Below are 12,727 nucleotides of genomic sequence, written 5' to 3'. Positions count from 1 at the left end.
GGGATGCCTGGCGGCGTGAATGTGCTGACCACCGAGATCTATCGCAGCATTCAGGAAGTGCCGCCGCGGCTGGGATATGCCAGCGCCTTTTCCGTGGTGATGCTGATTGCGATGTCGGTGCTGCTGTTCTTCTACGGCCGCATTTCCAGGCATGCCGAACGCTATGCCAGCATCACCGGCAAGGGCTACCGGCCCCGCCCGTTCCGGCTGGGGCGTGGCCGCTGGGTGGCTGGTGCGGTCATTCTACTGAACTTCATCATCGTTTTGGTTCTGCCGTTCTCGGCGCTGTTCTGGGTTGCGTGCCAGCCCTTCGTGCGGCCGATGCGGTGGGCCGGGGTGCACACGCTGACGATGAAGCAATTCGACGCGGTGTTCTCCTCGCCGAGTTATCTGCAGTTGGGCATCAACACGCTGGTGGTCGCGGTCGGCACCGCGACGGTTGCCATGGCGCTGACGGCAGCGACGGGGTGGCTGGCGGCTCGGCGGCAGATCGGTGGGCGATTGGTGGACCAATTGGTCACCATTCCGCTGGTGTTTCCGGGACTGGTGCTGGGCGTGGCGTTGCTGGAGTTTGCGCTGAAGCTGCCGATCCCGATCTACGGCACGTTGTGGATCATCGGTATCGCGTTCCTGATCTGCTACATGCCGTATGGCATGCGGTATTGCTACGCGGGCGTGCTGCAGATCCATCCGGAGCTGGAACAGGCGGCCGGTGTTGCCGGGGCGGGCACGGGCACGGCGATCCGCCGGATCGTGGCGCCGCTGCTATGGCCGTCCATCGCCTCGGGCTGGCTGTTCATCTTCCTGCTATGCGCGAAGGAGATGGCGCTGCCGCTGTTGCTGGCTGGGCCAGATTCGCAAACCATCTCGGTCGCGATGTTCGATTTGTGGACAAACGGGCAGGGCGGGGAAGTTGCCGCGCTCGGGCTGTTATGGGCTGGGCTGATGACGATCTTTGCCGGGGCGTTCTATGTCTTGATGCGCCGCCATTCCGCCAAAGCGTTCGGCAAGTGAAGGATCAACGCCATGCTTGATGTGGCCGGACTGTCGAAGATCTACGCCAATACCGGGGACGGTCCGCAGGGTGGCTTGCGGGAGGCGAATTTCACGCTGGAATCCGCGGCGTTCTTTACCCTGCTGGGGCCGAGCGGGTGCGGCAAGACGACGACACTGCGTTGCATCGCCGGGCTGGAGCAGCCGGATACCGGGTCCATTCGGGTCGATAACCAGGTGTTCGTCGACACGGCGCGGCGGGTCTCCGTTCCGATGAACCACCGCAAGATCGGCATGGTGTTCCAGTCCTACGCGATCTGGCCGCATATGTCGGTGTTCGGGAATGTTGCGTTTCCGCTGCAGGTTTCCAAAGACGAGCGGTTCAGCACGGGGGAGATCACCCGGCTGGTGGATGAGGCGCTGGATCGCGTGGGGCTGGCCGGGTTCGGCGGTCGCTCCGCCACGCGGCTGTCGGGCGGGCAGCAGCAGCGTGTGGCGTTGGCGCGGGCGATCGTGCGCAAGCCGCGCCTGTTGCTGCTGGACGAACCGCTGAGCAACCTCGATGCCGCGCTGCGTGAGGAAATGCGCAACGAGTTGCGTCGGTTGCAACAGCAGATCGGCGTGACCACCGTCTACGTGACGCATGACCAGGGTGAGGCGCTGGAGATGTCGGACCGGATCGCGGTGATGGAGCATGGGCGGATCGTGCAGTTGGATACGCCGCGCGAGATCTATTTCCGGCCCGCGAACGCGTTCGTTGCCGGGTTCGTCGGCACCACGAATTGGCTGAGCGGGGCGATGGGCGAGGCGAGGCGAACCGGGTTTCGGGACGTGCAGTTGGAGGGTGGCGCCACGCTGATCTGTGCCGGGGATGTTGGGGCAGCGCGGGAGGCCCGGGTGTCGGTGCGGCCGGAGCGCGTGACGCTGCGCCCGCTTGGCGATGCGACGCCGCCGGAGACCAATCGGCTGGAGGGACGTGTGGTATTCGCCGGCTTCCTGGGAACGATGAACCGCTACCAGGTGGATGTCGGCGGTAGCGTGGTTCAGGCCTATGCCAGTGCGGATGCAACTTTCACGGTCGGCGACCAGGTGGCGGTAGATTTCGCCTTCACCGACACCGTGGTTCTGGCGGCATGATGCGATTGCTCTGGTCCTCCCGCTCGCCCTTCGTGCGCAAGGTGATGATTGCGGTGCATGAATTGGGATTGCAGAATCGCATCACGCTCGAGCGGGTTTTGGTGAGTGCCAAGACGACGAACGAGATCGTGATGCCGTTCAACCCGCTGAGCCAGATCCCGACGCTGGTGTTGGAGAGCGGCGCCGTGTTGTTCGATTCTCCAGTGATCATTGAATTTCTGGACACCGAGTATGGCTCCGGCACGCTGGTGCCGTCCGACCCGGCGCGGCGGTGGACGGTGTTGCGGTTGCAGGCGTTGGGCGATGGGCTGATGTCGCTGAACGTGCTGCGCATCGGTGAGAAGAATCGGGAGGCATTGGCCTCCGCGCCGCACGCGGCGGCCTTTGCGGCCAAGACGCGTGCGACGTTGGATGTGCTGGAGCGGGAGGTTGCGACGCTGGAACCGCTGTCGGTTGGCAGCATCGCCATCGCGTCGGCACTGGCACATTTGGATTTCCGGTTCGCCGAGGATGCGTGGCGTGATGGCCGCCCGGCGCTCGCGACGTGGTTCGCCGCCATGTCGCAGCGCCAGTCCATGCAGGCGACAGAACCGGTGGAGATTTACTGACGGTGAACTGGCGTCTTCCCCCATTGAACGCCCTGCGTGCCTTCGAGGCCGCCGGGCGGCATTGCAGCGTCACCCTGGCCGCGGCAGAGTTGCACGTCACGCCGGGTGCGGTCAGCCGGCAGATCAAGCTGCTGGAGGCTACGCTCGGGATCGAATTGTTTGCCCGCAACAATCGCGAGGTGCGGCTGACAGCGGAGAGCGCGCTGTATCTGAACGCGTTGACGGATGGATTTCGCCGCATGAACGCGGCGACCAATCGCTTGCGTGACTCGCAGCGGGAGCGGCCGTTGCGGATCATGTGTTCGGGCAATGTCGCGACGCGGTGGCTGTTTCCGAGGTTGCGGCAGTTCCATACGATCAATCCCAACCGGCATGTCCTGCTGACCACGTCGTTGACCACGGCGACGGCTGCGTTCGATTCCGACGCTGCCGATTGCATCATTCGGTTGGGCATGGATCCGTGGCCGGCCGATATGGTGGCGCATCGGCTGTTCGATAGCGATCTCATCCCGATCTGCAGCCCGGATCTTCTGCAGACTGGCCCGGGGTTGAAGACGCCGGCGGATCTGAAAGACCATACGCTGCTGTATTCGGAATTACGGCCGGAGGGCTGGATTCGTTGGTTGGCGCTGGCCGGGCTGCCGCCGTTCGAAAGCTTTACCAGCCAATGCTTCGAAAGCTCCGCCCTGGTTGGGGAGGCCGCGAGCGAGGGGTTGGGCGTGGCGTTGGGCGAGCGGCATTTGATCATGGATGATCTGCGCAAGGGTCGCCTGGTGACGCCCTTGCCGTTATCGCAGCGGCAACCGGAAGGATTCTACCTCATCTACCGCAGGCAGGCGCAAATCGGCGCCCAGCTGCAAGAATTCCGCGACTGGATCCTGTCGCATGAAGCCGCGATACCGCGGGCGGCGCTCGGGTTGAGAAATGCTCAAGCACGCGCGTCCTGAATTCCATTGACCCACGATCGAAGCGGACCAGAGTGGCCGCAACGTAGAAACATCACAGGAGGCTCCTATGGCCAAACCGAAGCCCAAGAATATCATCGTGACCTGCGCCGTGACCGGTTCGACGCTGACGCCGTCGATGTCGCCCTATCTGCCCGTGACGGCGGAGCAGATGATTACCCAGTCGGTCGACGCGGTTAAGGCTGGCGCCTCCATCCTGCATTTCCACGCCCGCAACCCGGACGATGGCAGCCCGACCAACGACCCGAAGGTTTGGGATAGTTTCATTCCGGCCATTCGCGACCAGTGCGATGCGGTGATCAACTTCTCCTGCTCGATGGGCGCCACCGCGGAAGAGCGTTTGTCGGCGGCGATGGTGCTGCGGCCGGAGATCGCGACGGTGATCGTCGGCTCGATGAATTACGGTCGGTTCAAGAAGGCGCACGACCAGGGGGTCAGCGAATTCAAGCACGAGTGGGAGCGGGAGTTCTACGGCCCGAAATCGTACCACATCGTCACGGCCAACACGTTCCACAAGATCGACCGTATGATCGACATCTGCCTCGAGCAGAACATGCTGATGGAATTCGAGTGCTACGACGTGGGCCATCTCTACATTCTGGACTACCATCTGCAGCGCAAGCCCACCATGCACAAGCCGATCATCGTGCAATTCCTGACGGGCATTCTAGGCGGTATTCCGTCGAGCATCGAGCATCTGCTGCATATGAAGCAGACGGCGGAAAACCTGTTCGGCTCCGACATGGAGCTGTTCATTCACGGCACCGGGCCGCAGAACATGAAGGCTGCGACGTTCGGCGCGATGATGGGCACCAATCTGCGCATCGGCCAGGAAGACAACCTGCAGGAACGGCCGGGCCGGTTGTTCACGTCGAATGCCGAGCAGGTGACGAAGATCGTCCGCATCATGGAGGAATTCGACATCAAGATCGCGACGCCGGAGGAGGCCCGCCAGCGCCTGGGCCTGCCGCACCCGGCGCCGAAGGTTGCACGCCTCGCCTGACGCGGGTTAATCGAGGCGATCTGCAAGGAGCGTGACGATGGCGGTGGCAATACCAACGGCTCAGGTGCCGGGTGTCTATCACCGGCGGGTGGGCGATATCGTCGTCACGGTGCTGCATGATGGTTATCAGGACGTCTCGATGGCGACGGTCCGCAACATCCCGCCGGAAGACGCGGCGGGGTTGTTGCGGGACGCGTTCCGGCCGGTGCCGCGGCGCACCGGGGTGAACACATTTCTCGTTCAGTCGGGCGGTCGCACGGCGCTGGTCGATACGGGCTGCGGCCCGGGGGGGAAGGCGACGGTTGGGCATCTGTTCGCCAATCTGAAGGCGGCGGGGATTTCGGCTGGTGATATCGACACGGTGCTGCTGACCCATATGCATCCGGATCATTGGGGTGGATTGTTGGACGCGTCGGGCCAGCCTGCCTTTCCCAATGCGGAGTTGAAGGTGCACGAGGCGGAATACGCCTACTGGCATGACGACACGGCGATGAACCGCCTGCCGGAGCCGGAGCGTCGCAAGCTGTTCTTCCTGGATGCACGGGACAAGCTGGTGCCGTATGGCGACCGGCTGAGTTTGTATACGCAGGGCGAGGTGTTTCCGGGGGTGACGACGGTGGCGTTTCCTGGCCATACGCCGGGCCATACGGGGATGCTGGTCAGTTCCGGTGCGGACTCGCTGCTGATTTGGGGCGATATCGTTCACGTGCCGGAAATCCAGGTGCCCCGGCCGGAGGCGACGATGGCGGTGGACGTCGATCCGGAGCGTGGGATTGAAACCCGGCGACGCGCCTTCGACATGGTGGCGACCGACCGTTTGGCGTTTGCCGGGATGCATCTGCATTTCCCGGCCGTGGCGCATATGCAGAAGCGCGGCGACGGCTACGCGCTGATCCCGGATGCCTGGTCGATGGATTTCTAGCCGTGGAGTGGATCGACACCGGGCGCGTCGCACTGCGCTACGAGTTGACGGGCGCGGGCGATACTACCCTGGTGCTGATGCACGAGATGGGCGGGTGCCTGGAAAGCTGGGATTATTTGCTGCCATTGCTGCCCGCCGGGCTGCGGGTGCTGCGCTACGACATGCGCGGCGCCGGCGTGTCCGAACTGCCGCCGGAGCCGATGACCATGCCGGCGCATACCGCCGATCTGGCGGCGCTGTTGGATGTGTTGGCGATCAAGGCCCCGATCGTGCCGATGGGAACGGCTGTCGGCGGGGCTGCGGCGCTGTTTTTTGCCGCGACCTATCCTGGTCGCACGCGAGCGGTCATCGCCACGTCACCGGCCATCGGGGTGCCGGAGGATCGGCGCGCCGGGCTGCGGGCGCGTGCGGATTTGGCGACGTCGGATGGGTTCCGCAGCACGGTCGATGCCGGGCTGGACCGTGGCTACCCGGCGCTGCTACGGGCCGATGCGGCGCGGTTCACCCGCACGCGGGGCCAGCGCCTGTCCGCCAACCGGCTGGGCTTTGCCGCCACCATGCGGATGCTGGCCGACCTGGACATGACGGCGGAGTTGAACAGCATCACCTGCCCCACCCTGGTCATCGCCGGGCAGCATGATGGGGACCGACCGCCGGAGAACGTGGCTGCGACGGTGGCGCTGATCCCGGGTGCGGAAACGCTGACGCTGCCCAGTGGGCATTTCATGGCGATCCAGACCCCCGAACTCGTGGCGAACGCGATCGCGCCCTTTCTGGCCCGCATCTAGCGCCAGGGCGGATCGATCACGCGCCCGGCTGCGAGGTCCGGCACCTCGGCTGCTGGCATTTCGCCGGTGATGGCACGCGTCACCAACTCACCCATCAGGCTGCCGAGCTTGAAGCCGTGGCCGGAGCAGGCGCTGATCACCCAGCCAGCCGGGCCGATCGGGCGGACCTGGAATTCCTCGTGGTCGTTGACGGTGTAGAAGCAGGCTTTGCGCTCCAGCACGGTGTAGCTGGCGAAATCGCGGTAGGTGGCGGCTGCGGCGGGCCATAGGCGTTCCAGATCGCGGTCGGTCGCGAAGCGGTCCTCGTCCGGGTCGCCGGTGCGGGAAAACACGTGGTCGCCGATCTTCAGCCGGGTGCCGCGATGCGGTGGCAGGGTGTAGGTGCCGCCCTTGGCGCCGACGTCGAGCATGACGGGCGCGTCCGCCCAGGCCTGGGCCAGGGCAGGGGGCGGCGCCAGGTACAGCACCGCCTGGCGGGACGGGACGACGGCGTCGCGCAGGGATGGAACCAGCCGGTCCGCCCAGGCGCCTGCGGCGACGATGACCGTGTCGGCGCTATGGGTGACGCCGTCGGCGATCAGCGTGCCGCGCCCGGGGTCGACGTCCGATACCTGCACATTGGCGTGTAACGTCACGCCCAGGCGGGCGAGTAGGACAACCATGTCGGTGAGGATGCGCATCGGGAACAACATGCCGGCCTGGTCGGTTTCCACCACACGCCATAGCCCGGCGGGGTTCACCATCGGGAAGCGGCGGGGAATGTCGTCGAGCGGGATGTCTCGGTAGCCGATGTCCATGGCGGTGAGCGACCGGGACACGACGTTGTACCAGCCCGTGTCGTCGCGCAGGAAGTAGACGGCGCCGCAGGGGTCGTAATGCGACGTGCCGATGGCCTGCCAGAGTTGGTCCCAGATGCGGAAGGCCTCGGGCATCAGATGCGCGTAGCCCTCCATCCGGCCGTAGGCGTGCCGGGTGATGCGGTGCTCGTCGTAGGAGGAAGCGCGGGGGTTTGGCAGCGAACCCTGCTCAAACAACTCCACGGCCACGCCGCGCTTGGCGAGGGCCCAGGCGGCGGATAGGCCGGCGATGCCACCGCCGACGATCAAGACCTTCTGTTGCACGCCGTGCCCTCCTCTGGTGGCGAAATATGAATTGCCGCAGCGAACGGTACGATGTTTGCTTCGCCGGGTCGAACGGTGTGTTGCGGCGGGAGCGCCGAACGAGCGGGAACATTATGGCGGACGTGGTCGTCGTAGGCGCAGGCATTAGTGGGGCAGCGACGGCGTATAACCTCGCCATGTCGGGCGTGTCGGTGACGTTGATCGACCGCTGGGGACCCGCCGCGATGGCCAGTGGCTGGACGCTCGCCGGGGTTCGCCAGTCCGGCCGCCACGCGGCGGAGTTGCCGCTGGCCCAGGCGGCCGTTGCGGATTGGGAGGGGTTGGCGGAGACCCTGGATGCGCCGACCCATTACACGCAGCAGGGCAATCTGCGCCTGGCGCGGACGGAGGCGCATCTGGCGCAGTTGACCGCGATGGTGGCCGGGCAACGGGATGCCGGGCTGGATCTGGTGATGCTGGACCAGGCGGCACTGCATGACCGGGCGCCGGCCATCGCGCCGGATGTGCTGGGTGCGTCGTTTTGTGCCACGGACGGCCATGCCGATCCGCATGCCACCGTCGCCGCGTTCGTGGCGGCGGCCGAGCGGGCGGGGGCAGTGCTGCGGTTCGGTGAGGCGGTGGTGGCGATCGAGACCGAGGCGGGGCGTGTGTCGGCGGTGCGAACCACGGGCGGGCGCATTGCCTGCGGCGGCGTGGTGCTGGCGACGGGTGTCATGGGCAACGCCTTGCTCGCGCCGTTGGGCCTGTCGGTGCCGATGGTGCCGCGGGCGGTGACGCTGCTGCGGACTGCCCCGGTGGCGCCGGTGCTGGCGCAGGTCGTTGGGATTGCCGATGCGTCCTGCGCTGGGCGGCAGGAGGTGGATGGGCGGTTCCGGTTCACGGGCGCGGGTGCGCCGTTTACCGGCACGCTGGATTTTCCGCAGGGTGCGTGGATTGGCGACCGCCGGGTCGGGCCGCGGCTGATGCCGAAGGTCGGCGATGTTGCGCGGATTGCTCAGATGTTCGGGGCGCTGGTGCCGGCCACGCTGGATGCGACGCTGGACGAAAGCTGGGTCGGGCTGATCGACTCCACGCCCGACGCGCTGCCAGTGATCGAGGCGCCGGCGGCGGTGCCGGGCCTGGTATTGGGCATGGGGTTCTCCGGTCACGGCTTCTGCCTGGGGCCGGTGACGGGGCGCATCCTGGCGGCGCTGGCCCGGGAAGAGCCGCCGAACTTGCCGATCGACGCTTTTCGGCTGAAGCGGTTCGCCACGCAATCGGCGCCGGCCGAGCCGCTGACGTTGCACGGGTAGCCCGGCGATGTGGCGCTATGTCGGCCAACGGCTGGGGCAGAGCGTGATCCTGCTGGTGCTGGTCTCGATGATCGGGTTTGGGTTGTTGTACCTGACGCCGGGTGGGCCGATGAGCCAGTTCACATTGACGCCGGGCATGTCGGCGGAGACGCTGGCGCAGATCGCGCACCAGATGGGGCTGGATCGGCCGATCCCGGTGCAATACGCGGATTGGGCGTGGCATTTGCTGCGGGGGGATTGGGGGCGGTCGTATCGCGACCAGTCGCCGGTGCTGTCGGTCATCCTGTCGCATCTTTGGGCGACGCTGGAGCTGATGGTGAGTTCGACCCTGCTGGCGATGATCATCGGCACATGGGTCGGGGTTCTGGGCGCGATCCGCCGGTATTCGGTGGCGGATTACCTGGCGACGATCGGCGCGATGGTGGCGCTGTCGGTGCCGACGTTCTGGTTCGGGCTGGTGATGATCTACGTCTTTTCGGTGTGGCTGGCGTGGCTGCCGTCGGGGAACATGTATTCGAATGGGGCGTCCGGGCTGGTGGACTATATCCGCCACCTAATCCTGCCGTGTCTGGTGTTGACGCTGGTGACCGTTGCGACGTGGAGCCGGTATATGAGGGCGTCCATGCTGGACGTGGTGAGCCAGGATTATATCCGGACCGCCCGGGCGAAGGGGCTGCGGCCGCGGGCGGTGCTGGTGCACCACGCGTTGCGCAATGCGTTACTGCCGATGATCACCATCGCCGGGTTGCACGTGCCGACGCTGCTGGGTGGCGCGTTGGTGACGGAGACGGTGTTCACCTGGCCGGGGATGGGGCGGCTGTTCCTGGATTCCATCGGCTACCGCGATTACCCGGTGGTGATGGGGCTGCTGATGTTCTCCGCCATCCTGGTGTTGATCGGCAATCTGCTGGCGGATTTGTTGTATGTGCTGGCCGACCCGCGGATACGCATGGCGTGAGCGCCACCGCACTCTCGGTTGTGCCGCGACGCCGGGGCAATTTGGCGCTGGGGCGGTTCCTGCGGCATCGGCTGGCGTTGTTCGGGGCGGCGGCGGTGTTGGGGCTGGTGCTGCTGTGCGTGGCGGGGCCGTGGTTCTCGCCGTTCGGGCCGCTGACGATCGATCTGCGCCACCGGTTTCAGCCGCCTTTCGTGGGCGTGCATTGGCTGGGGTCGGACCAATTGGGGCGGGATTTGCTGGTGCGGCTGCTGCTGGCGGGGCGGATCTCGCTGTTCGTGGGCTTCGCCGCCATGGCGCTGAGCACGGTGGTGGGCGTGCTGGTGGGCGTGTTGGCGGGGTTCTACCGCGGCTGGACCGGGACGATCCTGATGCGCGCGGTGGACGCGGTGTTGTGCTTCCCGTCCATCTTCCTGTTGCTGACCTTGGCCGCGCTGGTGAGCCCCGGCGTGGTGACCATCACCCTTATCGTGGCGCTGACGTCTTGGATGGAAGTGGCGCGGGTGGTGGAAGGGCAGGTGCGGTCCATGCGGGAGCGGGATTTCGCCGTCGCGGCGGAGGCGATCGGCGTGTCGGACGCGCATCTGATGCTGCGGGAGTTGCTGCCCAACGTGCTGGGCGCGATCGTGGTGGCGGCGACGCTGAACGTGGCGCGGGCGATCCTGTTGGAAAGCTACGTGTCGTATCTCGGCTATGGGATCCAGCCGCCGACGCCGAGTTGGGGCAACATGCTGAACGCGTCGCAGGAATATCTCGGCTCGGCGCCCTGGCTGGCGATCTTTCCGGGGGTGGCGATTACGCTGGCGGTGGTGGGGTTCAACTTCATGGGGGACGGGCTGCGGGACGCGATCGATCCGCGGCTGGATGTGCACCGATGAGCGCCGTGCTGGACGTGCAGGATCTGGCGGTGAATTTTCGCGGCGCCGGCGGGTCGGTGGCGGCGGTGGAGGGCGTGTCGTTCCAATTGCAGGAACGGGAGACGCTGGCGATCGTCGGAGAATCCTCGTCCGGCAAGAGCGTGACGGCGCTGGCACTGATGCGGCTGCTGGGCGGGGCGCCGGGTTGCGTGGTGGCGGGGCGGGCGATGCTGCGCCGGGCGGATGGGGCGGCGGTGGATCTGCTGGCGCTGCCGGAGGCGCAGATGGCGGGGATCCGCGGTCGCGATATCGGCATGATATTTCAGGAGCCGATGACGTCGCTGAACCCGGTGCATCGCATCGGCGACCAGATCGTGGAGGGGTTGCTGGCGCATGAGCGGCTGTCGGCGCGCGCGGCGTCGGCACGGGCGACGGAGTTGCTGTCCCATGTCGGCATTCCAGAGCCGGCATTGCGCGCCCGGGCGTATCCGCACGAATTGTCCGGCGGGATGCGGCAGCGGGCGATGATTGCGATGGCGCTGGCGTGCCGGCCGCGGGTGCTGATCGCCGACGAGCCGACAACGGCGCTGGACGTGACGATCCAGGCGCAGATCCTGGACCTGATCCGCAATCTGCAGGTGGACACCGGGATGTCGGTCATCTTCATCACGCATAATCTAGGCGTGGTGGCGCAAGTCGCGGACCGGGTGCTGGTGATGTATGCCGGGCAGGTGGTGGAGGACGCGCCGGTCGACACGCTGATGCGGCGGCCGTTGATGCCGTATAGCGCCGGGCTAATCCGGTCCGTCCCGCAACTGAGCCATGTGCGGTTGCGGCGGGAGGGTGGGCGCCTGGCCGCCATACCGGGCAATGTGCCGGACCCGCAGGGGCGCGCGGCGGGATGCGTGTTTCAGCCGCGCTGCGACCATGCCCGGCCGGAACCATGCGAGGCGGGGCGGCCGGTATTGGAGATCGCCGCCAGCGGACATGCGGTGCGCTGCGCGCGTTGGCGGGATATTGCGGCATGACGGCGCCGCTGCTGGAAGTGACGGGGCTGGCCAAGCACTACCTGCTGGGCCGTGGCCGGGTGTTGCGGGCGTTGGACGGCGTGTCGTTCGCCATTCAACCCGGCGAGGTGTTGGGCGTGGTGGGGGAAAGCGGATCGGGCAAGACGACGCTGGGGCGGGCGGTGTTGCGGCTGACGGAGAGTAGTGGCGGGACGATCCGGTTTGCCGGGCAGGACATCACGCATTTGTCGCGCGGGCAGATGCGGCCGGTGCGGCGGCAGATGCAGTTGGTGTTCCAGGACCCGAATGCCTCGTTAAACCCGCGGATGAGCGTGGAGCAGATCCTGGCCATCCCGCTGCAGGTGCACGAGCCGGGATTGGATCGTGCGGCACGCCGGGCGCGGATCGAGGATATGCTGCGCACCGTCGGGCTGTTCGCGGAGGCGGCGGACCGTTACCCGCACGAGTTTTCCGGCGGACAGCGGCAGCCCATCGGGATTGCCCGGGCGTTGATCTGCCATCCGGATCTGCTGGTGGCGGACGAGCCAGTGTCGGCGCTGGACGTGTCGGTGCAGGCGCAGGTGGTGAATTTGCTGCTGGATTTGAAGGCCACGTTGGGGCTGTCGATCCTGTTCATTGCGCATGATCTGGCCGTCGTAGGGCTGATATCGGATCGGGTGGCGGTGATGTATCTGGGGCGGATCGTGGAGATCGCCGATACGGCGTCGTTGTTCGCCCGGCCGCGCCATCCGTATACGGAGGCGCTGTTTTCCGCGGTGCCGGATATTGGCAGCAAGCGGCCGCGGATCCTGCTGCAGGGCGACGTGCCGAGCCCGGTATCGCCGCCGCCGGGTTGCCCGTTTCACACGCGGTGCCGCTATGCCGAGATGGCGTGTCGTGATGCGTTGCCGGTGCTGGTGGAGCGCGCGCCGGGTCATTGGGCGGCGTGCCGGCGGCCGGAGCTGGAACTGGCATCGCCGTTGGTCGAAAGTCTGGAAGGAGTCGCCTAAGCCATGGGGCCGAAGATTGACGAGGTCGCAACCGATACCGTTCAGCCGCTGCAGGCGGATGTGGTGGTG

General features: G+C 66.3%; 13 protein-coding genes. 12 read left to right on the top strand and 1 reads right to left on the bottom strand.

Features of this window, described 5'->3' with window-relative positions:
• The 7 genes from GSQ76_RS13665 to GSQ76_RS13635 form a co-directional block, all read left to right on the top strand.
• Positions 1-1,014 (top strand): iron ABC transporter permease (locus GSQ76_RS13665; RefSeq protein ID WP_216851047.1); only part of this gene is annotated, 1,014 nt, incomplete at its 5' end.
• 12 nt (positions 1,015-1,026) lie between these two features.
• Entirely contained in the window at positions 1,027-2,130 is a 1,104-nt protein-coding gene (locus GSQ76_RS13660) for an ABC transporter ATP-binding protein (protein WP_158744460.1), read from the top strand.
• Entirely contained in the window at positions 2,127-2,738 is a 612-nt protein-coding gene (locus GSQ76_RS13655) for a glutathione S-transferase family protein (RefSeq protein ID WP_158744459.1), read from the top strand. Before GSQ76_RS13660 ends, GSQ76_RS13655 begins: the two co-directional genes overlap by 4 nt.
• Positions 2,739-2,740: 2 nt before the next feature.
• Positions 2,741-3,685 carry a LysR substrate-binding domain-containing protein gene (locus GSQ76_RS13650; protein ID WP_158744458.1) on the top strand — a complete coding sequence of 315 codons (945 nt, stop codon included), beginning with the start codon at positions 2,741-2,743 and terminating at the stop codon, positions 3,683-3,685.
• A 67-nt stretch (positions 3,686-3,752) separates the two neighbouring features.
• Entirely contained in the window at positions 3,753-4,706 is a 954-nt protein-coding gene (locus tag GSQ76_RS13645; RefSeq protein ID WP_158744457.1) for a 3-keto-5-aminohexanoate cleavage protein, read from the top strand.
• A 37-nt stretch (positions 4,707-4,743) separates the two neighbouring features.
• A complete protein-coding gene (locus tag GSQ76_RS13640) occupies positions 4,744-5,628 on the top strand; it encodes an MBL fold metallo-hydrolase (RefSeq protein WP_158744456.1) in 885 nt (294 codons plus the stop codon).
• 2 nt (positions 5,629-5,630) lie between these two features.
• Positions 5,631-6,416, top strand: coding sequence for an alpha/beta fold hydrolase (locus GSQ76_RS13635; RefSeq protein ID WP_158744455.1), 786 nt, complete (start codon positions 5,631-5,633; stop codon positions 6,414-6,416).
• Here the strand turns inward: GSQ76_RS13635 and GSQ76_RS13630 are convergent.
• Positions 6,413-7,537 (bottom strand): FAD-binding oxidoreductase, encoded by a 1,125-nt coding sequence (locus GSQ76_RS13630; protein ID WP_158744454.1) that lies wholly within the window; start codon positions 7,535-7,537, stop codon positions 6,413-6,415. The two genes, GSQ76_RS13635 and GSQ76_RS13630, sit on opposite strands and share 4 nt — an antisense overlap.
• A gap of 113 nt (positions 7,538-7,650) precedes the next feature.
• Between GSQ76_RS13630 and GSQ76_RS13625 the strand changes: the two genes are divergently transcribed.
• Genes GSQ76_RS13625 through GSQ76_RS13605 form a run of 5 tightly spaced genes read left to right on the top strand, consistent with a single transcriptional unit; the run spans position 7,651 to position 12,658 of the window.
• Positions 7,651-8,829: an FAD-binding oxidoreductase gene (locus GSQ76_RS13625; RefSeq protein ID WP_158744453.1), complete on the top strand. Its 1,179-nt coding sequence runs from the start codon at positions 7,651-7,653 to the stop codon at positions 8,827-8,829.
• A 7-nt stretch (positions 8,830-8,836) separates the two neighbouring features.
• The gene (locus tag GSQ76_RS13620; RefSeq protein WP_158744452.1) at positions 8,837-9,787 is read left to right on the top strand and encodes an ABC transporter permease; all 951 of its coding nucleotides are present in this window, start codon (positions 8,837-8,839) and stop codon (positions 9,785-9,787) included.
• A complete protein-coding gene (locus tag GSQ76_RS13615) occupies positions 9,784-10,662 on the top strand; it encodes an ABC transporter permease (RefSeq protein ID WP_158744451.1) in 879 nt (292 codons plus the stop codon). The genes GSQ76_RS13620 and GSQ76_RS13615 overlap by 4 nt, the downstream gene beginning before the upstream one ends.
• A complete protein-coding gene (locus GSQ76_RS13610) occupies positions 10,659-11,669 on the top strand; it encodes an ABC transporter ATP-binding protein (RefSeq protein WP_158744450.1) in 1,011 nt (336 codons plus the stop codon). The genes GSQ76_RS13615 and GSQ76_RS13610 overlap by 4 nt, the downstream gene beginning before the upstream one ends.
• Positions 11,666-12,658 carry an ABC transporter ATP-binding protein gene (locus tag GSQ76_RS13605; protein ID WP_158744449.1) on the top strand — a complete coding sequence of 331 codons (993 nt, stop codon included), beginning with the start codon at positions 11,666-11,668 and terminating at the stop codon, positions 12,656-12,658. The genes GSQ76_RS13610 and GSQ76_RS13605 overlap by 4 nt, the downstream gene beginning before the upstream one ends.
• The last annotated feature ends 69 nt before the right edge of the window (positions 12,659-12,727 follow it).

Origin of the sequence: Acidisphaera sp. L21 (assembly GCF_009765685.1) — a bacterium.
Classification (GTDB): domain Bacteria; phylum Pseudomonadota; class Alphaproteobacteria; order Acetobacterales; family Acetobacteraceae; genus LMUY01.
Note: the sequence above shows the minus strand (reverse complement) of the source record. Positions and strands in the feature narration are given on the sequence as shown.

Bases quoted from the DNA above. Each gene is read 5' to 3' on its own strand.
- GSQ76_RS13660 (WP_158744460.1), top strand. From the start codon at position 1,027: ATGCTTGATGTGGCCGGACTGTCGAAGATCTACGCCAATACCGGGGAC.
- GSQ76_RS13655 (WP_158744459.1), top strand. From the start codon at position 2,127: ATGATGCGATTGCTCTGGTCCTCCCGCTCGCCCTTCGTGCGCAAGGTG.
- GSQ76_RS13645 (WP_158744457.1), top strand. From the start codon at position 3,753: ATGGCCAAACCGAAGCCCAAGAATATCATCGTGACCTGCGCCGTGACC.
- GSQ76_RS13640 (WP_158744456.1), top strand. From the start codon at position 4,744: ATGGCGGTGGCAATACCAACGGCTCAGGTGCCGGGTGTCTATCACCGG.
- GSQ76_RS13625 (WP_158744453.1), top strand. From the start codon at position 7,651: ATGGCGGACGTGGTCGTCGTAGGCGCAGGCATTAGTGGGGCAGCGACG.
- GSQ76_RS13620 (WP_158744452.1), top strand. From the start codon at position 8,837: ATGTGGCGCTATGTCGGCCAACGGCTGGGGCAGAGCGTGATCCTGCTG.
- GSQ76_RS13610 (WP_158744450.1), top strand. From the start codon at position 10,659: ATGAGCGCCGTGCTGGACGTGCAGGATCTGGCGGTGAATTTTCGCGGC.
- GSQ76_RS13605 (WP_158744449.1), top strand. From the start codon at position 11,666: ATGACGGCGCCGCTGCTGGAAGTGACGGGGCTGGCCAAGCACTACCTG.